The 19250-nt window shown below is 68.6% G+C and carries 15 protein-coding genes; 3 read left to right on the top strand and 12 right to left on the bottom strand.

Annotated elements, in window-relative coordinates; translation table 11 throughout:
* Positions 1-80 precede the first annotated feature (80 nt).
* The 4 genes from yjfF to WJ35_RS19285 are packed head-to-tail and all read right to left on the bottom strand — an operon-like array spanning position 81 to position 4706.
* Positions 81-1169 carry a galactofuranose ABC transporter, permease protein YjfF gene (gene yjfF / locus WJ35_RS19300; RefSeq protein WP_069239711.1) on the bottom strand — a complete coding sequence of 363 codons (1089 nt, stop codon included), beginning with the start codon at positions 1167-1169 and terminating at the stop codon, positions 81-83.
* Positions 1166-2206: an ABC transporter permease gene (locus WJ35_RS19295; protein ID WP_060232541.1), complete on the bottom strand. Its 1041-nt coding sequence runs from the start codon at positions 2204-2206 to the stop codon at positions 1166-1168. Before WJ35_RS19295 ends, yjfF begins: the two co-directional genes overlap by 4 nt.
* Entirely contained in the window at positions 2203-3717 is a 1515-nt protein-coding gene (locus tag WJ35_RS19290) for a sugar ABC transporter ATP-binding protein (protein WP_060232544.1), read from the bottom strand. Before WJ35_RS19290 ends, WJ35_RS19295 begins: the two co-directional genes overlap by 4 nt.
* A gap of 26 nt (positions 3718-3743) precedes the next feature.
* Positions 3744-4706 carry an ABC transporter substrate-binding protein gene (locus WJ35_RS19285; protein ID WP_060232547.1) on the bottom strand — a complete coding sequence of 321 codons (963 nt, stop codon included), beginning with the start codon at positions 4704-4706 and terminating at the stop codon, positions 3744-3746.
* Between the two features lie 393 nt (positions 4707-5099).
* Between WJ35_RS19285 and WJ35_RS19280 the strand changes: the two genes are divergently transcribed.
* Positions 5100-6158, top strand: a complete 1059-nt coding sequence (locus WJ35_RS19280) for a DNA topoisomerase IB (RefSeq protein ID WP_069239815.1) — start codon at positions 5100-5102, stop codon at positions 6156-6158.
* A gap of 40 nt (positions 6159-6198) precedes the next feature.
* On the opposite strand, the gene pqqE is transcribed toward WJ35_RS19280, so the two are convergent.
* The 7 genes from pqqE to WJ35_RS19250 all read right to left on the bottom strand — a co-directional run bounded on the left by pqqE (position 6199) and on the right by WJ35_RS19250 (position 13262).
* A complete protein-coding gene (gene pqqE / locus WJ35_RS19275; RefSeq protein ID WP_069239710.1) occupies positions 6199-7317 on the bottom strand; it encodes a pyrroloquinoline quinone biosynthesis protein PqqE in 1119 nt (372 codons plus the stop codon).
* 1 nt (position 7318) lies between these two features.
* Complete coding sequence (pqqD, locus tag WJ35_RS19270; protein WP_010093544.1) at positions 7319-7600, bottom strand: pyrroloquinoline quinone biosynthesis peptide chaperone PqqD; 282 nt, start codon at positions 7598-7600, stop codon at positions 7319-7321.
* Positions 7597-8316 (bottom strand): pyrroloquinoline-quinone synthase PqqC, encoded by a 720-nt coding sequence (gene pqqC, locus WJ35_RS19265; RefSeq protein WP_060234901.1) that lies wholly within the window; start codon positions 8314-8316, stop codon positions 7597-7599. Before pqqC ends, pqqD begins: the two co-directional genes overlap by 4 nt.
* A 2-nt stretch (positions 8317-8318) precedes the next feature.
* Positions 8319-9242, bottom strand: a complete 924-nt coding sequence (gene pqqB / locus WJ35_RS19260; protein ID WP_069239709.1) for a pyrroloquinoline quinone biosynthesis protein PqqB — start codon at positions 9240-9242, stop codon at positions 8319-8321.
* A 64-nt stretch (positions 9243-9306) separates the two neighbouring features.
* Positions 9307-9381, bottom strand: a complete 75-nt coding sequence (gene pqqA, locus WJ35_RS30540) for a pyrroloquinoline quinone precursor peptide PqqA (RefSeq protein WP_006485436.1) — start codon at positions 9379-9381, stop codon at positions 9307-9309.
* A 299-nt stretch (positions 9382-9680) separates the two neighbouring features.
* Positions 9681-11714 (bottom strand): sigma-54-dependent Fis family transcriptional regulator, encoded by a 2034-nt coding sequence (locus tag WJ35_RS19255; protein WP_069239708.1) that lies wholly within the window; start codon positions 11712-11714, stop codon positions 9681-9683.
* Positions 11715-12269: 555 nt separating this feature from the next.
* Positions 12270-13262, bottom strand: coding sequence for an IS5 family transposase (locus tag WJ35_RS19250; protein ID WP_060044281.1), 993 nt, complete (start codon positions 13260-13262; stop codon positions 12270-12272).
* 174 nt (positions 13263-13436) lie between these two features.
* Between WJ35_RS19250 and WJ35_RS19245 the strand changes: the two genes are divergently transcribed.
* The gene (locus WJ35_RS19245) at positions 13437-14408 is read left to right on the top strand and encodes an alpha/beta fold hydrolase (protein WP_069239707.1); all 972 of its coding nucleotides are present in this window, start codon (positions 13437-13439) and stop codon (positions 14406-14408) included.
* Here WJ35_RS19245 and WJ35_RS19240 read toward each other — a convergent pair.
* Positions 14393-16693, bottom strand: coding sequence for a TonB-dependent receptor (locus tag WJ35_RS19240; RefSeq protein ID WP_059668290.1), 2301 nt, complete (start codon positions 16691-16693; stop codon positions 14393-14395). The two genes, WJ35_RS19245 and WJ35_RS19240, sit on opposite strands and share 16 nt — an antisense overlap.
* 825 nt (positions 16694-17518) lie before the next feature.
* Between WJ35_RS19240 and WJ35_RS19235 the strand changes: the two genes are divergently transcribed.
* Positions 17519-19246: a methanol/ethanol family PQQ-dependent dehydrogenase gene (locus WJ35_RS19235; RefSeq protein WP_069239706.1), complete on the top strand. Its 1728-nt coding sequence runs from the start codon at positions 17519-17521 to the stop codon at positions 19244-19246.
* Positions 19247-19250: the final 4 nt, after the last annotated feature.

Raw genomic sequence — 19250 nt, 5'->3', positions numbered from 1 at the left:
GTCGTCGGGCGGTGTGCGGTGCGAGGCCAGCGCGCCACGCATGCACCCCGCGCCGCCGCATGGCCCGCACCGCCCTCACGCTACAACCGCGGCATCGTCGACACCAGCGCCGCGTCGTCGCCCGGCGCAGCGGCCGCGGGCCGAGCGGTTTCCCGCGTCGCGCGCTTCGGATCGAGCCCCGTGCCGCCCGTGCGCCGCCGCGCCGCGTGCCGCTCGATGACCCGCTGCAGCACGCAGAACACGCACAGCAGCGCGCCGATCACGATCCGCGTCCACCACGAGCTCAGCGTGCCGTCGAACGTGATCAGCACCTGGATCGTGCCGAGGATGCCGACGCCGAACACCGAGCCGATCACGTAGCCCACGCCGCCGGTGAGCAGCGTGCCGCCGATCACGGTCGCGGCGATCGCGTCGAGCTCCATCCCCTGCGCCTGCAGCCCGTAGCCGGACAGCACGTACAGCGTGAACACCACGCCGCCGAGCGCGGAGCACAGCCCGCTCAGCGCATAGACGCCGATCTTCGTGCGCGCGACCGGCAGCCCCATCAGCAGCGCCGAGCGCTCGTTGCCGCCGATCGCATAGACGTTGCGGCCGAAACGCGTGAAATGCGCGACGTAGATCGCGACGGCCAATGTTGCGAGCGCAACCAGCGCGCCCGCGCTCAACGTGCCGCCGCCGACCGGCACGCTGATGCCCGCGATCGCATGAAACGCCGGCTCGTTGATCGTGATCGATTGCGTCGTGATCAGGAAGCACGCGCCGCGCGCGAGAAACATCCCGGCCAGCGTGACGATGAACGGCTGCAGCCGGAAGGTGTGGATCAGCGCGCCCATCGCCGCGCCGTACAACGCGCCGAACGCGAGCACGAGCGGCACGATGACCCACACGGGCCAGTGCAGCCGCTCGGCGCCGACCGCGCAGAAGATCGTCGTCAGCGCGACGACCGAGCCCACCGACAGGTCGATGCCGCCCGACACGATCACGAACGTCATCCCGATCGCGACGATCAGCAGGAACGCGTTGTCGACGAGCAGGCCGGTCAGTACCTGCATCGAGAAGAATCCCGTGTACATCACGGACCCGAAGCCGAACAGCGCGGCGAACAGCACGATCGTCACGACGATCGGCAGCGTGCGCGGATCGGCGAGCCGGCCAAGGAATCGGGTCATCGGGGCGTTGCTCCGTGGGTGGCGCGCGAACGCGCGAAAGGCAGCAGCCGCGACGCGTGGCGAACCACGAGCGCACGCGCCGCGTCGGACTGGATCAGCGTCACGACGATCACGACGACCGCCTTGACGACCAGCGTCGCCTCCGGCGGCACGCCGATCGAATAGGTCGTATAGGTGAGCGTCTGGATGATCAGCGCGCCGAGCACGGAGCCGGCGAGGCTGAAGCGGCCGCCGAGCAGCGACGTGCCGCCGAGCGTCACCGCGAGGATCGCGTCGAGTTCGAGCAGCAGCCCCGCGTTGTTGCCGTCGGCGCTGCGCACGTTCGAGCTCGCGAGGATGCCGGCGAGCGCCGACATCACGCCGGAGCACAGATACACGCCGAACACGACCGCGCCCGAGCGCAGCCCGACGAGCCGCGTCGCGACCGGGTTCACGCCGATCGCGCGAATGAACAGCCCGAGCGCCGTGCGGTTCACCAGCAGCGCGGTCGCGGCGATCGTCGCGAGCGCGATCCACACCGAACATGGCACGGTCGCGAGATAGCCGCCGCCGAGCGCGAGGTAGCCGGGCGCGCCGATCGGGATGATCTGGCCGCCCGTCAGCAGTTGCGCGACGCCGCGGCCGGCCACCATCAGGATCAGCGTCGCGATGATCGGCTGCATCCCGACGAACGCGACGAGCAGGCCGTTCCACGCGCCCGCCAGCAGCCCGACGCCGAGCGCGGCGGCCAGCGCCGCGCCGACCTGCGACGGATCGGCTTCGAGCACGATCGCCGCAGCCGCGCCGGCGATCGCGACGGTCGCGCCGACGGAAATGTCGATCCCGCGCGTCGCGATCACGAGCGTCATCCCGAGCGACACGATCACGAGCGGCGCCGCGCGGTTCAGGATGTCGACCGGCGCGCCGAACAGGTGGCCGTCGAGCAGCGCGATCGACAGGAATCCGGGACGATGCGCGACGTCGAGCGCGAACAGCAGCGCGAGCGTCAGCACCGGCCACGCAAGCGGATGACGAAACAGCGTGCGCACCCGCGTCATGACCGGCCTCCCGCGATCAGCCGGTAAACCTGCTCCTCGGACGCGTCGGCGCCGGTCAATTCCGCCACCTTGCGCCTGTCGCGCAGCACCGCGATCCGATGGCTCACGCGCACCACCTCGCCGATCTCCGACGAGATGAACAGGATCGCGAGCCCTTGCGCGCACAGTGCGAGCACGCGCTCCATGATGTCGAATTTCGCGGCGACGTCGATGCCGCGCGTCGGCTCGTCGAGGATCAGCAGCTTCGGGGCCGTCGCGAGCCAGCGCGCGAGCAGCACCTTCTGCTGGTTGCCGCCCGACAGCAGGCCGATCGGCTGCTCCGCGTCGCGCGCCTTGATGCCGAGCCGCGCGATATACGTGTCGGCGATCTCGCGCTGGCGCGCGCGCCCGATCAGCCTCCACCAGCCACGCCGCGCCTGCAGCGCGAGGACGATGTTCTCGCGGATCGACAGCGCGGCGACGATCCCCTCCTTCTTGCGGTCTTCCGGGCAGTACGCGATCCCGTGCCGGACCGCGTCGTGCGGCGAAGCCAGCCGCGTGCGCGCACCGTCGATCTCGATCGCGCCGGTATCCGTGCGCTCCGCGGCGAACGCGAGCCGCGCGGTTTCGGTGCGCCCCGAGCCGAGCAGCCCGGCGAGCCCGACGATCTCGCCGGGCCGCACGTCGAGATCGAGCGCGCTCATCATCCCGCGCCGGCCGACCCGCTGCATCGACAGGAACGGCGCGGCCGCGCCGGCGGCGGGAACGACGGCCGCCGCCCCCGCCTGCAGCGTGTCGGACATCCGTTCGCGGCCGGTCATCTTCGCGACCAGCGCGTCGACCGGCAGGTCGCGCGCCAGGTACTCGCCTTCGCGCTCGCCGTTGCGCATCACGGTGATCCGGTCGGACACCGCATAGGTCTGTTCAAGAAAGTGCGTGACGAACAGGATCGCGATGCCCGACGCCTTCAGCCGGCGCAGCACGTCGAACAGCCGCGCGACCTCGCCGTCGTCGAGGCTCGACGTCGGCTCGTCGAGAATCAGCACGCGCGCGTCGACGGACACCGCGCGTGCGATCGCGACCATCTGCTGCACGGCGATCGGATACGCGTCGAGCGAGCGCGTGACGTCGAGCGACAGGTCGAGTTCGGCGAGCGCCGCGCGCGAGCGCGCATGGATCGCTTTCCAGTCGATCGCGCCGCGCCGCATCGGCTGCCGGCCCGCGAAGATGTTCTCGGCGACCGACAGGTTCGCGCACAGGTTCACTTCCTGGTAGAGCGTCTGGATGCCGGCCGCCTCGGCTTCGCGCGGCGCGGCGAAACGCACGGGCCGGCCGCCGACGCGAATCTCGCCCGCGTCGTGCGCATGCACGCCGGTGAGCACGTTGATCAGCGTCGACTTGCCCGCGCCGTTCTGGCCCATCAGCGCGTGAATCTCGCCCGGAAACAGCCGGAAGCTCACACGCTGCAGCGCGCGAACGCCCGGAAACGCCTTGTCGATGCCGATCATCTCGACCACCGGCGGATGCGTCATGAACCCTCCCTCGAAGCGGTTGCCAATCAGTACTTGCGGGTCGGCAGCACCTGCGCCGCGACGTTCATCGGGAACACCGTCTCGTTCGTCACGATCCGCTTGGGCAGCGGCTTGCCGGCGACGACGTCCTTCACTGCGCTCATCAGTTGGGGGCCGAGCAGCGGACTGCATTCGACGTCGACGTTGATCTTGCCGGCGACCATCGCCTGGAAGCCGCCCTTCGTCGCATCGAACGACACGACGCTCACGTCCTTGCCGGGCTTGATCCCCGCTTCCTCCATCGCCTGGATCGCGCCGAGCGCCATGTCGTCGTTGTGCGCGTAGACGACGTTGATCTGCTTGCCGTAGGTCTTCGCGAACGCTTCCATCACCTGCTTGCCGCCGGCGAGCGTGAAGTCGCCGCTCTGCGACGCGATCACCTTGAATTTCGGATTGCTTTTGATCACTTCGAGCAGGCCCGCGCGGCGATCGTTGGCCGGCGCCGAGCCGACCGTGCCCTGCAGCTCGACGATGTTGACCGGGCCCGCGTCGTTCCTGTAGCGCTCTTCCAGCCAGTGCCCCGCGCGCCGCCCTTCCTCGAGGAAGTCCGAACCGATCATCGTCACGTACAGCGACGGGTCCTTCACGTCGACCGCGCGGTCGGTCAGGATCACCGGGATGTGCGCGGCCTTCGCTTCGGTCAGCACGGGCTCCCAGCCCGATTCGACGACCGGCGAGAACGCGATCACGTCGACCTTCTGCGCGATGAACGAGCGGATCGCGCGGATCTGGTTCTCCTGCTTCTGCTGCGCGTCCGAGAACTTCAGGTTGATGCTGGCGTCCTTCGCCGCGCCCTTCACCGACACGGTGTTCGCGGTGCGCCACGCGCTCTCCGCGCCGACCTGCGAGAACCCGAGCGTGATCGGCTTTTGCTGCGCGAACGCGCCCGGCGCGAGGACCGTCGCCGCGGCGACGACCGCTGCGGCCGCCAGCTTCCTGATGAATGTCATGGTCCGTCTCCGATGATGTCGTTGTATGCCGCGGCGCTGTTCTGTTTCTGCTTGGCGCGAGCGCGGTTCGGGGCCGAACCGGCCGGCGCGTGCGGCCGGCCCGGTATGCACGCCCCGGATCAGTCTAGGAGCAAGTCCGATAACCTTCCAATGAAATATTGGATTGAGGCGATATCGATATCGGCATACGTATAAACACTGATCCGCGGCGCGCGCCACCGCGAGCCGTGCCGCAGGCCGTGCAATCGGCCCTGGAGCGGCGCCGGCGACGGCGGCGCACGCAACTTGCTCCGGCGCTCGGGCTCGTTCAAGACAAGGAGAACCGCGATGCGTGCCGGACGCGAACCGGAATCGCAGCGCGCGGCCCCCGGCCGCCGCCTGCCGCGCTGCAGCATGACGAAGCGCCCGTCCCGCTCGAACGGCGGCGCGTGGGTGGACGCCGCGCTGCGCCACGTCGACGACCGGCATCCCGGCTATACGCGCCGGCGCGTGCGCAACGGCTTCGCGTATTACGGACAGGACGGCCAGCGCATCCGCGACCCCGACGAAATCGCGCGCATCAACGCGCTGGCGATTCCGCCCGCGTACACCGACGTGTGGATCTGCATGGACCGGCGCGGCCATCTGCAGGCCACGCGCCGCGACGCGCGCGGGCGCAAGCAGTACCGCTATCACCCGCTGTGGCGCGAGACGCGCGACGCGAACAAGTACGCGCGGATGGCCGCCTTCGCGGCTGCGCTGCCGCGGATCCGCGCGCGTGTCGCGCGCGACCTCGCGCTGCCGGGAATGCCGCGCGACAAGATAGTCGCGACCATCGTCCGCCTGCTCGACACCACGCTGGCGCGGATCGGCAACACCGAATACGCACGCGAGAACGCGTCGTTCGGGCTGACGACGCTGCGCAAGCGCCACGTGACGATCCGGCCCGGACAGGTGCGGCTGCGCTTCACCGGCAAGAGCGGCATCGAGCACGACGTGACGGTGGAGGACGCGCGCGTGGGCCGCATCGTGCGACGCTGCGCGGAGCTGCCGGGGCACGAGCTGTTCCAGTATGTGGACGACGACGGCGCGCGCCATTCGGTCGGCTCGTCCGACGTGAACGACTACCTGCGCGAAGCGGCGGGCGCGGAGTTCACCGCGAAGGACTACCGGACCTGGGCCGGCAGCGTGCAGGCGCTGGCGCTGCTCAGGCGCATCCCGCACGAGAGCGTCACGCAGGCGCGCAAGCAGATCGTCGAGACGGTGCGGGCCGTCGCCGGCATCCTGCGCAACACGCCGGCGGTGTGCCGGCGTTGCTACATCCATCCGGTGGTGCTCGACACGTTCGAGGCCGGCCTGCTCGACACGTTCGAGGTGACGCGCAAGCCGCGAGGGCTGCGCGCGGACGAAGCGGCGTTCGTCGCATTGCTCGAGCAGGCCGAGCGCCGCTCGGCCCGGCCGCAGAAAAAGTGACGCGGGAAGTGACGCGGGCCGTGCCGGCCCGCGGTCGGCGTTACAGCCCGAGCGAATTCGCCGTGCTGCGAAACACCAGCGGACGCTCGTCCTGCCGCTGCTCGCGGCGGGCGAACTGCACGGCCTGTTCGACCCGGCCGTGATGGGCCGATTTCGAGCACACCGGATCGGCCTCGGCCGGATCGCCCGTCAGCAGGTACGCCTGGCATCGGCAGCCGCCGTGATCGGCGTGACGCTCGTCGCAGGTGCGGCACGGCTCGCGCATCCAGCCGTCGCCGCGAAACGCGTTGAACGCGTCGCTGTCGTACCAGATCTCCTTCAACGACCGGTCGCGCACGTTCGGCAGCGCGAGCCCCGGCAGCGAGCGCGCGGCATGACACGGCAGCGCGGCGCCGTCCGGCGCGACGCCGAGGAACACCGAGCCCCAGCCGTTCATGCATGTCTTCGGGCGCTGCTCGAAATAGTCGGGCACGACGAACAGGATCCGGCAACGCTCGCCGATGCGCTCGCGATAGCGGTTGACCGTCTCCTCCGCGTCGCGCAGCTGCTCGGCGGTCGGCATCAGCTGGTCGCGGTTGAGCATCGCCCAGCCGTAGTACTGGGTGTTCGCCAGCTCCAGGTAATCGGCGCCGAGATCGAGCGCCATCTCGATGATCTGGCCCACGTGCGGCAGGTTGTAGCGATGCAGCACGCAGTTGAGCACCATCGGATAGCCATGCGCCTTGACGAGCCGCGCGACGCCGCGCTTCAGCTCGAACGTGCGCGTGCTGGTCAGGAAATCGTTCAGCTCGCGCGTCGAATCCTGCAGCGACAGCTGGATGTGGTCGAGCCCGGCGGACTTGAGCCGCTCGATGCGCGCCGCGTTCAAGCCGATGCCCGACGTGATCAGGTTCGTGTAGAAGCCGAGCCCGCGCGCATGCGCGACGAGCGTTTCGAGGTCGCCGCGCTGCAGCGGCTCGCCGCCCGAGAAGCCGATCTGCGCGGCGCCGAGCGCGCGCGCATCACTGATCACCGTGCGCCACGCATCGGTGTCGAGCTCCGGGCCGTGCGTCGCGAAGTCGACCGGGTTGTAGCAGAACGCGCAATGCAGCGGGCAGCGGTACGTGAGCTCCGCGAGCAGCCACAGCGGCGCGGACGGACGGGAAGGGTCGGGCGTCATGTCAGTCGAGCCAGCCGCGCAGCCGCGCATGATCGAGGAAGCGGTACACGTCGGCGGCGAGGTCGGACTGGCTGAACAGCTGCTCGAGTTCGCCGATGATGTCGTCCAGCTCGCGCGTGCCGTCGCAGCGCGCGAGGATCTCACCCGCGCTCGGGTTGAGCTTGACCATCCCTTCCGGATAGAGGAGCACGTAGGCATCCTGGGCCACCTCCCACTGCAGGCGGTACATGCCCCTCAGGCAGGGGCGCAGCGGCACGCCGCTGGCGGCATCGATGGCGTTCATAGGGGATAAGCCTTTTCGACCGCGTCGAGGATCGACCAGAGAATGTCCAGCTTGAATTGCAGGATGCCGAGCGCGCGCTGCTGCGCTTGCGGCGTCGTGAAATGCTGCAGCGTGACCGCGAGCCCGTGCTCGACGTCGCGCTGCGCGAGCGGCACGCGGCTGCGGAAGTAATGCAGCCCGTCCGGCTCGATCCACGGGTAATGCGACGGCCAGCCCGCGAGCCGGTCGAGATGGATCTGCGGCGCGAACATCTCCGTCAGCGACGAGCACACGGCTTCCTGCCACGGCGCGCGCCGCGCGAAATTCACGTACGCGTCGACCGCGAAGCGCACGCCGGGCAGCACGTGCTCGAGCGACCACAGCTCGGCGCGATCGAGTCCGCATGCCTCGCCGAACCGCACCCACGCCTCGATGCCGCCTTCGTTGTCGCCGTTGCCGTCGTGGTCGATCAGCCGCTGGAGCCACCGGCGCCGCGTGTCGCGGTCCGGGCAGTTCGACAGGATCGCCGCATCCTTGAGCGGGATGTTGATCTGGTAGTAGAAGCGGTTCGCGACCCAGCCGCGGATCTGCGCGGGCGAGCACGCGCCGCTGTTGAGCCGCCGGTTGAACGGATGGTGGATGTGATAGCGCGATTCGAGCGCGCGCAGCCGCGATTCGAATTCGGCCGCGGTCCAGGGCGTCGCGTGCAACGCCGTAGCGGGGATCGGTGCGTTCATCGTCATACCTGGAATTGCATGCCGTCGTGCGCGACGTCGATGCCATGCGCGCGCAGGCGCGCGTGCTCGGCGGAATGCGGGTCGAGAATCGGGTTCGTGTTGTTGATGTGCGTGAGCACCTTGCGCGTGCGCGCGGGCAGCGCGTCGAGCCAGTCGATCATGCCGGGCTGCCCGTGTTCCGCGCACTGCGCGAGATGCCCCATGTCGGCCGCGTGCTTGCTCGACAGGCCGAGATCGATCATCTCGGCGCCGGTCCAGAACGTGCCGTCCACCAGCACGAGGTCGGCATCGCGCATCGCCGCGCGCACGTCGTCGGTGACGGCCGCGAGCCCCGGCGCATAGAACGCCTGGCGGCCGGTGGCCGTGTCCTGAATCAGCAATGCGATGTTGTCGCCCGGCACGCTGGCTGCGCGATGCGGCGAATAAGGCGGCGCCTTGCTGTCGACCGGCAGCGCGGTGAAGCGAAGGCCGGGTGCGCCGGCGATCGCGAACGGCTCGCCGAGCGCGATCGTGTGCACGTCGACGCCGCAGTAATGGCCGAGCAGCGGCACGAGCGGCAACCCGGTCGACAGGTCGTCGAGCACCGGCGCGGTCGCGTAAAGCGGCAGCGGCGTCGAACGCTCGCGCAGCATCACGAGGCCCGTCACGTGGTCGATCTGGGCATCGCACAGCACGACGGCGGCAATGCCGCTGTCGCGGATCGCGCGCGCCGGCTGCAGGTCCGGATTCGCGCGCAACTGGGAAAGGAGGTCGGGCGACGCGTTGACGAGGACCCAGTCGATGCCGTCGTCGCTGACCGCGATCGACGACTGCGTGCGCGGCACCACGTCGCCGGCGCCGTTGCGCGCGCGGCGGCAGTTCGCGCAGTTGCAGTTCCATTGCGGCAGGCCGCCGCCGGCCCCCGAGCCGAGTATCTTGATCTTCATGGGCGTCTGCTCCCGAGGCTGCCCGCGCCGCGCAAGGCGACGCGGGCAGCGCATCGCGCGGCGATCAGCGGTTGGCGATGTACATCGTGATTTCGAAGCCGAAGCGCAGGTCGGTGTAAGACGGCGTCGTCCACTGCATGGTGTGTCTCCTTGTTCAGTTGATGAGTCGAAGAACCGCGCCAATCGAGCGGCCGGTTCCTCTTCAGCAAGGAGCGTGCCGGGGCGGCAGGCGCGCCGCGCGGCGGCGTGCGCGGGCGTGCGCAGGCGTGCGACAGCCGCCGCATCGTGATGACGCCGCCATTCTTACGATATGCCAACGACACTCTTTCGGAACCCGTCGGGCGACACGCTCGGGTGTGCCCGATGGGCGTTGCAGGTGTTCAATCGTTGAACACCGGTGTTGCAACCTGACACACCGGTGTGACACTCGCGGCGGCGTCAGCGCGTTTCGGGCTCCGTCGCGTCCTGGGCGGCGGCCGGCATCTTGCGGTAGATCGTGTTGCGCGACACGCCGAGCGCGCGCGCCGCCGCCGACACATTGCCGCCATGCCGCGCCAGAGCGGCGGCGATCGCGGACGCGGCGACGTCCTGCAGGCGCGCATCGCTGGCGGCTGCCGTCGCCGCCGCCGCGGCGGCCAGCGGCGCGGGCTCCGCCGCGAGTGACGCCACGTCGTGGCCGTTGGCGGCCGGTGTCGGCTCGCGCCGCACGTCGTCGAAGAAGTCGTCCGGCAGGTGCTCGCGCCGGATCTCGCCGTCGTCGTCGACCATCGCCGCCGCCGTGCGCAGCAGGTTGCCGAGCTGGCGGAAATTGCCGGGCCACGTGCAGCGCTCGAACAGCGCCATCACGTCCGGCGCGACGGTGAGCGGCGCTCGCCCGGCGCCCGCGATCGCTTCCCGCTGCAGCATCTTCTGCACGACGACCGCGAGATCCGTGCGGTCGCGCAGCGGCGGCAGGCGCACCACGAGGCCGTTCAGCCGGTAATAGAGATCCTCGCGGAAGCGGTTCTGCGCGATCATGTCGCGCAGGTCGCGGTGCGTCGCGCAGATGATCGCGATGTCGACGGCAATCGTCTTCGTCGAGCCGAGCGGATTGACGAGACGCTCCTGCAGCACGCGCAGCAGCCGCACCTGCAGCGGATACGGCATGTCGCCGATCTCGTCGAGGAACAGCGTGCCGCCGTTCGCCTGCAGCAGCTTGCCGACCGCGCCCTTGCGGCGCGCGCCGGTGAACGCGCCCTCCTCGTAGCCGAACAGCTCGGATTCGATCAGCGTCTCCGGAATCGATGCGCAGTTGACCGCGACGAACGGGCCGTCGCGCCGCGGCGAATCGTTGTGGATCGCCTGCGCGAGCAGTTCCTTGCCGGTGCCGGTCTCGCCGGTGATCAGGATCGGAATGTCCTTGCCGATCACCTTGCGCACCTTCGCGATCACCGACGCGACCTGCGGATCGCCGGTGTCGAGGTAGCCGAGCCGCGACAGGCCCGCCGGGCTTCCCGCCGCCGGCGCGGTGCACGCGCGCGCGGCCGGCGCGCCCGCGTCGTGAACGTCGGTCGGCCGGCTGCCCTCGGCCAGCGTCGCGCGCCGGAAGTGCACGCGCGCGCACACCACCGCGCCGTTGCCGAGATTCAGCATCAGGCGCTGGTCGGGGCTCGCGCGCATGCGGTCGATCAGCTGCGCGGGCGTGACGTCGAACAGCGACGACAGCGTGTGCGCGCGCAGCGCGGCGAGCGGCATCCCGAGCTGGAACTGCGCGCTGCGGTTCGCCGACAGGAAGCGGCCGTCGGCCGTGAACGCGACGATCCCCTCCATCAGCGTGCCGAGAAACTCGGGGCGGCCATGGAACGACACCTGCAGCGTCTCCTGAAACGTCGTCGTAAACAGATGATTCTCGATCATCTGCACCGACATCTTCGCGAGCGCCATCGTGTGCTGGTGATAGCTGCGGTGGTCGCCCGTCACGTCGAGCACGCCGATCGCGTCGCCGTACGGATCGAGGATCGGCACGCTCGAGCAGGTCAGGAAGCGGTTCGCGGCCAGGAAGTGCTGGTCGCCGTGGACGACCATCGGGCACAGCTCGGCGAGCGCCGTGCCGATCGCGTTGGTGCCCTGCCGGTTCTCCGCCCAGTTCGCGCCCGGGCGCAGCGCGACCTTTTCCGCGCGGCGCAGGAAGTCGTCGTCGCCGATCGAATGCAGGATCAGGCCTTCCGCGTCGGTCAGCACGATCATGCTCTGCGTGTTCACGATCTGCTCGTGCAGCGTCTCCATCACCGGCATCGCGTGCACGCACAGCACGCGGTTCTGCTCGCGCTTCAGCACGAGCGCCGCATTCGACAGCACGTCGTAGTCGGGGCGGGCCGACACCTGCAGGCCGAACGTCTCGGACCGCTCGTGGGCCTTCTGGATCGACGGCGTCGGCCAGCCGGGCACTTGCTGTGCCCGAGCGCCGGCCGTCGGATAAACGTCATCGCGCATTGTCTCCTCCGGGGATCCTTCCGGTCGATGCCGGACTCTTTGCCATCGATGCAAGCAAACATCGCGCCACAGGGCGGCCCGTTCATCGAGGTCGTGGCGTTGCGTCGGCGTCCGGCCGACATTGAAAGGAAAATGAAATCGGCATCGCGAGGCACGTCGTGCGATGCGTTTCCGGTACGGCCCAGTGATAGCGCGAAACCATGGCGCACCGCCACCCGGACGAATCCCTAGGGTCTGTTCACGCTAATAGCGGACTTGCGCTGGCCCCACGAACGAATTTTTCCAAATAGGGGAACGTGCCTTTGCGCCCGCACGGCGGCGTCGTTCGTCGTTGCAATAGCTACGGCTATTGCGCCTCCTCTCTTCTTGCCCTGCGGGCGCAAAGGCCCGTTCGCAAGCCCGCTATTAGCGTGAACAGACCCTAGGGAAATGCTGATTAATGGGCCAACTGCCGACGTTTCAGGTGAGACGACGTCGAACTTTCCGGATAACGAATCGAATCGGCGCTCATTTCGGTGCAGTTGGCTCGTAAACGAGCCTCCCTGCTCGCATTTTTCACGCGCATGACGGACTGCTCCCATGAGCCGAACGCAGCCGGTTTCGTACGATCACCAGGTTCGCCAGGGCGAACAGACTGAACAGCTGCGCCGTGTTCTTGGCCAGTCCCTTGTAGCGCACCTTGCGATAACGGAACAGGTTCTTGACGATATGAAACGGATGCTCGACCCGCGCGCGGATTTGCGCCTTGGTTCGCTCGACCGTGGTCTCCAGATCCTTCAGCGGGCCATCCTGCATCGCCTTGATCTTTCCGCGCTTGGCCGCCACACGCCATTTCACCAGCTTGCCGTTCATTTCGTCGCGTTTGTCCACGCCGATGTAGCCCGCGTCGCCGAACGCTTCCTCTTCATGCCCGTGCAGCAGGGCGTGAGCCTGCGAAACGTCCGACACGTTGGCCGCCGTGCCCACCACGCTGTGAACCAGCCCCGAATCGGCGTCGACCCCGAGATGGGCCTTCATCCCAAAGTGCCAGGCGTTTCCTTTCTTCGTCTGATGCATCTCCGGGTCGCGGCTCTTCTCGGCGTTCTTGGTCGACGACGGCGCTTCGATGATCGTCGCGTCGACCAAGGTACCTTCCTTCATCATCAGCCCGCGTTCGCACAGCGAGATACCGATCTCATCGAACAGCTTGCGCGTCAGGTCATGCTCGAGCAGCAGGCGCCGGAACTTCAGCAGCGTGGTCGCATCCGGCACATTCTCGACAGCCAGATCGATTCCCGCGAAGGCACGCATCGCGATGCTGTCGTACAGCGCGTCTTCCAGCCCTTCGTCCGACAGGCCGTACCACTGCTGCAGGAAATAGATTCGAAGCATCCGCTCCAGACCTATCGGCCGACGGCCGCGCTCACCCTTCGGATAGTACGGCTCGATCGCCGTCAGCAACCGCGGCCACGGCACGAGCTTCTCCATCTCGTCCAGGAAACGCTGACGCCGGGTCACGCGCTTCTTGCCCGCACTTTCCGCTTCCGCAAAGCTCATCTGCCGCTTCATCATCGAGGATCCGTTCCGTGAACTGCCTTCTACAACGTTCTCGGCTACGTCAGCGATGACCGCCGAGCTGGATAAATCAGTGTTTCCCTAGCTTGCGCGCGGGCGCGATTCTCGCTTCAGTGGACGCAAGCGCGCGGCGCGCCGTCGCCGCTTTTTCCCACTACCCCGACCGACATGACGCACACCTTCAAGCGCCTGCACCGCGACGCCTGCACGATCGCCTGGACCGAAGCCGGCAACCCGCTCGGCGAGCCGGTCGTCGTGCTGCACGGCGGGCCCGGCAGCGGCAGCCAGCCCGGCATCCTGCGCCTGTTCGACCTGACGCGCGTGCGCGTCGTGCTCGTCGACCAGCGCGGCGCCGGCGCGTCGTCGCCGCGCGGCGGCACGCGCCACAACAGCACGGCGCGGCTGATCGGCGATCTGGAAGCGATTCGCGAACGGCTCGGCATCGCGCGCTGGGGCGTCGTCGGCGGATCGTGGGGCGCGGCGCTCGCGCTCGCCTACTCAGGCCGGCATCCCGAGCGCGTGACCGGCGTCGTGCTGCGCGGCCTGTTCCTGACGTCGCCGCGCGAAGTGCGCGCGTTGTTCGTCGGCATGCGCGCGCACGCGCCGCGCGCGTGGCGACGCCTGATCGACGCGGCCGGCACCGCGCGCGCCGAGCGCCTGACGACCAGCTTCGCGCGACGGCTGCAGCCCGGCGCGAGCGCGGCGCGGCAACGCGCGGTCGCGCTCGCGTGGCGCGCATACGAGGACGCGATCCTGGCCGGGCGGCCGCCCCGCCGCACGCGCACGACGCAGCCGGCGCTCGAGCGCCTGATCGACAAGTACCGGGTCCAGGCGCATTACCTGCAGCACGGCTGCTGGCTCGGCGAACGCCGGCTGCTCGCACTCGCGCGACAGGCGGCCGACGCCGGCGTGCCGATTCACGCGGTGCACGGCACGCGCGACCGCGTGTGTCCGGTCGACAACGTCGCGCGCCTCGCGCGCGCGGTGCCGGCCGCGCTCGTCGAGCGCGTGCCGGCCGGCCACCTCACGCGCGACGCTGCGCTCGCGCGCGGCGTCGCCGCTGCGGTGCGCGCACTGCCGGCCGTCATGCCGGCCAATCGGCACACGGCAGCCGACGCGCCCGTTCAGTCCCACGCATAGCGCGCGCCGAGCCACGCGCCGCGCGGCGCGCCGGGCCCGACGAACTGCTCGTTGACCGGATTCAGCCCGTCGAACGAATGATTCGGGCCATTGAAGAAGTTGCGGCCGAGCGTGCCGAAGTTCGCATAGCGCTTGTCGAGCAGATTGGTGACCGACGCGAACAGTTGCAGATGCTTGGTCGCCTGCCACGTCGTGTCGAGATCGATGAGGAAATAGCCGGGAATCGTGCCGTTCGCGTCCTGGTTGTTCTCGTCGCCGCGCGCGAATACGCCGCCGCGATACGTGAGGTTGGTGCCGATGTTCCACTTCGGCGTCGCCGCGAAATCGAGCCGCAGCTTCACGGTGCTGGCCGGAATGCCCGGAATCCGGTCGCCGGAATGCACGACGATGTTGCCGCGCGCGTCGGCGCTCGAATTGCTCGCGCTGCTTTCGGTCCACGTCGAGCGGTAGCGCGCATCGACATAGCTGTAGCTCGCGCCGATCCCCACCGGCCCGAGCCGCGTGTGTCCGGCCAGCTCGACGCCTTGCCGCCGCGTGTTGCCGACGTTCTGGAAATAGCCGAGCGTGCTGGCGCCGCCGTTGCTGCTGATGAACTGGATATCGTCGGCGAGCGTGGTGCGGTAGACCGCCGCGCTCCACGTCGTCGCCTGGCCCGCGCGACCGCGCGCGCCGAACTCGAAGGTCTTCGCGATCACCGGCTTGAGCGCCGGATCGGCGAGAAAGTCGTTCGGCAGCGAACACGGCGCGGCCGGGTCCGCGCACGCGAGCTCGATCGCGGTCGGCGAGCGCATTCCCTCGTTGTAGGTCGCGTACGCGGTGAAGCCCGGCACCGGATTCCACGTGACGCCGACGGCCGGATTGAACCGCGAGAACGTATGACGCGCGGTGAGCAGCGGCTGCTGGCCGCTCACGTCCTCGATCGCGGCGCGCGACCAGTCGTAGCGGCCGGCCAGCGTCAACGCCCACTGCTGCGTGAGCGCGAGCGTGTTGTCGAAGTACACGCCGTAGTTCGCGTTGCGCGTCCGGGCGCGGGTCGTCTGCGTGAAGTCGCCGACGCCCACCGTCGCGCGCGTGTCCGTGAACGCCGCCTGCTGCGACGCCTGCTCGAAACCCGACGTCGCGAGATCGGCGGACGCGCCCATCACGAACTGCTCGTCCATGCCGGCGAGCTTGCCGAGCAGCGTCAGCTGCAGCGCCGCGCCGTAGCTGTCGGTCGTGATCGTCGAGCGGTCGTTGGTCCCTTGCACGGTGTCGACGGCGCCGCTGTCGTCGACGCTGCCGAAGTCGTCGTTCACATTGCTGCTGGTGTTCGTGTTGCGGTAGTGCCGGTAATGAACGCCGCCGCTCAACTGCACCTGATCGTTGAACGCATGATCGCCCGACAGCGTGACGTACGCGGCGCTGTTGCGATTCAGATCCGGATAGGTGTACGCCTGCGCGCGGTTGTCGAGAAACGAGCGCGGAATCGTCTGCGTGCCCTGCAGCGCGTTGTCGGCGCCGCCGGCCGAGATCGACAGCGTCGTGTCGGCATCCACGTAGCGCAGCTTGCCGAAGCCCTGCCGTACGCGGCTCGCGTTGTGATCGGCCCAACCGTTGTCGTTCGCGACGTTGCCCGTCACGTAGTAGTCGAGCGCGCTGCCGATGCGCCCGCCCTGCTCGAACTGCGCGGTCTTGCGCCCCCATGAGCCGCCGGACAGCTGCGCGGCGCCGCCGGGGCTGGTCCTGCCGTTCTTCGTCGTGATCGCGAGCGCGCCGCCGAGCGTGTTGAGCCCGTAGGTCGGGTTCGAGCCGGGAATCAGCTGCATCGTGTCGATCGCGGCCTGCGGAATCAGATCCCAGTTGACGACGTCGCCGAACGGTTCGTTCACGCGCACGCCGTCGACGAACACCGACAGCCCCTGCGGCGTGCCGACGACCGGTGACGCGGTGAAGCCGCGGTAGTTCACGTCCGCCTGGTACGGGTTGCCCTGCGCGTCGTTGATGTCGATGCTCGTCACGTTGCGCTCGAGGTAGTCGGTCAACACGCCGCGGTGCTGCCGGTCGACGTCGTCGCCACGTATCGTCTGGACGTTGGCCGGCACGCGCGACAGCGGCGTGCCGATGCCGAGCAGCGGCGTCGTGCCGACGACGACGATCGGCGCGAGCGTCTGCTCGGCGGCCGGATCCGACGGCGCGACCTGCGCGGCCGCGGGCGTCAGCCAGCCGCCGAGCATGCCGCCGACCCACAGCGTTGCGCCGGCGCGGCCGGCGGCCCGGCAGCGCTTCGCCAGTTCGGCTTCCTTCATTTACGGGTCTCCTCAGTCGTCTTGTCGTCGTGTTGTCGTGTATGGCGATACGGCAAGCGCAGGCGCCGTATCGGCGGCCGCGGTCGCGGTCTGGATCGCGTCATCGGCTGCGCGCACGCGGCGAACGCGATGCCATCCGCGTTCGGCCGATGCCCAACGCATGCGAGCGACACCGTCTCCGTCGAGCCCATTGAATCGTTCTGGAAACGGCATCCGGTTTCGCGCTGCATGAATCGCTTCGTGATCCAGATGGCAAGAAGCATGCCGAAATGCCGGTCGCCTTGCGGGTGGCCTTGTCAGCGCGAAGCCGACCCACTCACCCGCCGACGCATTGCGACACTCGGCCACGCGCGTGTTGCACTTCGTGTCACCGCCGCTGCACCTGTGTCACTTTGGATCAGCACGGCGCGAGATGCGCCGACATGCGCGGCGCGATGCCCGTCGGCGCCGGCACCGGAACTGCGCAATCGGTGAAAACCAGCGGCGCGCGACGGCTTCATCTCGTTGATCGATGCGAGCCGGCCCGCCTCGAACGCGAGCACGGCGCAGCGTGCATCGTTGTTCCGCCGCACGATGAATGCACTGTCATCTTTAGCAACACTACACGCACGGTTGTCCCCGAACGCAACAACCGTTGATCAACCGCAACCATCGGCACGCGACCGCACGGCGCGCGCGAATCGCCCGCCGCGCGTTGCGCGGCAATGCTCGCGCATCAATGGCATGCGATTTGCGTTACTGGCTGCGCACTGATCCCGGAACCCCACCCAGCCGGCCTGGCCGGATGTTGGCCGCGGTGCGACCACAATGACTCAGGAGACAACCATGAAGACACGCTCGGCTTCAGCGAGCCGACTGGCGGCGATCGGAATCGCGGCGGCGGCCGCCGTCGCGCTGCACCCCGGCCGCGTCGAAGCGGCTGCGGACTACCCGGCCGTGACCTACCAGCGGCTGACCGATGCGCAGGCCGATCCGGGCTGGCTGACCTACTACCGCACCTACAACGGCCGGTCGCACTCGCCGCTCACGCAGATCGACCCGTCGAATGCGAAGGATCTCAAGCAGGTGTGGGCCTACAAGTTCCCCGCCGACCTCAAGCAGGGCTTCGAAGCCACGCCGATCGTCAACGGCAATTACCTGTTCGTGACGACGCCGAAGGACAACGTCTACGCCTTCGATGCGAAGACGGGCAAGCAGCTATGGAAATACGAGCCGAAGCTCAGCCCGTCATCGTTCAAGACCGCATGCTGCGACGTCGTCAACCGCGGCGTCGCGCTGTACGGCAAGAACGTCTATGTCGCGATGCTGGGCGGCGAAGTCGCCGCACTCGACGCGCAAACCGGCAATCTCGTCTGGAAGAAGCGGCTGTTCGATCCGGGCCTCGGCTACTCGTTCTCGCTCGCGCCGCTCGCGCTCGACGGCGCGATCGTCGTCGGCACGTCCGGCGGCGAATACGGGATTCGCGGCTACATCATGGCCTTGAATCCGGACGACGGCTCGGAGGTCTGGAAACGCTACACGATCCCGGCTTCCGGCGAAAAAGGCGCGGAGACCTGGCCCGACGGCATGCAGTCTCACGGCGGCGGCGCCGCGTGGCTGACCGGCACCTACGACGCCGCGTCGCGCACGCTGTACTGGGGTGTCGGCAACCCCGGCCCGTGGCTCGCGGCGCTGCGCCCCGGCGACAACTTGTACTCCGACTCGCTGCTCGCGCTCGATGCGAAGAACGGCAACCTGAAGTGGCACTACCAGTACACGAACAACGACACGTGGGACTACGACGGCGTGAACGCGGCGGTCCTCGCGGACATCACGTACAAGGGCAAGGACTACGACGCGATCATCCACGCGGACCGCAACGGCTTCTTCCATGCGATCGACCGCACGACCGGCAAGCTGATCTATGCGACGCCGTTCGTGAAGGCGACGTCGGTCACCGGCTACACGGCCGACGGCAAGCCGATCCAGGACGAATCGAAGTTCCCGAAGGCCGGCACGACGATCGAAACCTGCCCGAGCTTCCTCGGCGGCAAGAACTGGTGGTCGATCTCGTACGACCAGGCGCGCAACATCGCGGTCGTGCCCGCGCTGCACGCGTGCATGAGCCTGACCGGCAAGTCGGTCAGCTACCAGGAAGGCCTGCCGTATCTCGGTGAAGGTTTCGAGATCAAGCCCGAGCCGGGCAGCCAGGGCTACGGCGAGCTGACGGCAATCGACGTGAACACGGGCAAGAAGCTGTGGAGCCACTGGACGAAGAAGCCGTGGAACGGCGGCGTCGCGACCACCGCGAGCGGCCTCGCGTTCAGCGGCTCGCTCGACGGCCGCCTGTACGCGTTCGACACGGCGACCGGCAAGGTGCTCTGGGAGAGCCCGCAGCTCGCGAGCGGCATCATTTCGCAACCCTCGGTATATGAGGTCGACGGCAAGGAATACGTCGCGGTGCTCGCCGGCTACGGCGGCGCGAACCCGATCTGGGGCGGCCCGATGGCCGACATCGCGAAGGACGTTCCGCGCGGCGGCACGCTCTACGTCTTCGCGCTGAACCGCGGCTGATCGG

It is taken from the genome of Burkholderia ubonensis (assembly GCF_001718695.1).
Classification (GTDB): domain Bacteria; phylum Pseudomonadota; class Gammaproteobacteria; order Burkholderiales; family Burkholderiaceae; genus Burkholderia; species Burkholderia ubonensis_B.
The sequence above is the reverse complement of the archived record's forward strand: the minus strand, read 5'-3'. Positions and strand labels throughout refer to the sequence as shown.

Excerpts from the sequence above, each read along its gene's own strand:
- yjfF (WP_069239711.1), bottom strand. The coding sequence starts at position 1,169 with ATGACCCGATTCCTTGGCCGGCTCGCCGATCCGCGCACGCTGCCGATC.
- WJ35_RS19295 (WP_060232541.1), bottom strand. The coding sequence starts at position 2,206 with ATGACGCGGGTGCGCACGCTGTTTCGTCATCCGCTTGCGTGGCCGGTG.
- WJ35_RS19290 (WP_060232544.1), bottom strand. The coding sequence starts at position 3,717 with ATGACGCATCCGCCGGTGGTCGAGATGATCGGCATCGACAAGGCGTTT.
- WJ35_RS19285 (WP_060232547.1), bottom strand. The coding sequence starts at position 4,706 with ATGACATTCATCAGGAAGCTGGCGGCCGCAGCGGTCGTCGCCGCGGCG.
- WJ35_RS19280 (WP_069239815.1), top strand. The coding sequence starts at position 5,100 with ATGACGAAGCGCCCGTCCCGCTCGAACGGCGGCGCGTGGGTGGACGCC.
- pqqE (WP_069239710.1), bottom strand. The coding sequence starts at position 7,317 with ATGACGCCCGACCCTTCCCGTCCGTCCGCGCCGCTGTGGCTGCTCGCG.
- pqqD (WP_010093544.1), bottom strand. The coding sequence starts at position 7,600 with ATGAACGCCATCGATGCCGCCAGCGGCGTGCCGCTGCGCCCCTGCCTG.
- pqqC (WP_060234901.1), bottom strand. The coding sequence starts at position 8,316 with ATGAACGCACCGATCCCCGCTACGGCGTTGCACGCGACGCCCTGGACC.
- pqqB (WP_069239709.1), bottom strand. The coding sequence starts at position 9,242 with ATGAAGATCAAGATACTCGGCTCGGGGGCCGGCGGCGGCCTGCCGCAA.
- WJ35_RS19255 (WP_069239708.1), bottom strand. The coding sequence starts at position 11,714 with ATGCGCGATGACGTTTATCCGACGGCCGGCGCTCGGGCACAGCAAGTG.
- WJ35_RS19250 (WP_060044281.1), bottom strand. The coding sequence starts at position 13,262 with ATGAAGCGGCAGATGAGCTTTGCGGAAGCGGAAAGTGCGGGCAAGAAG.
- WJ35_RS19245 (WP_069239707.1), top strand. The coding sequence starts at position 13,437 with ATGACGCACACCTTCAAGCGCCTGCACCGCGACGCCTGCACGATCGCC.
- WJ35_RS19240 (WP_059668290.1), bottom strand. The coding sequence starts at position 16,693 with ATGAAGGAAGCCGAACTGGCGAAGCGCTGCCGGGCCGCCGGCCGCGCC.
- WJ35_RS19235 (WP_069239706.1), top strand. The coding sequence starts at position 17,519 with ATGAAGACACGCTCGGCTTCAGCGAGCCGACTGGCGGCGATCGGAATC.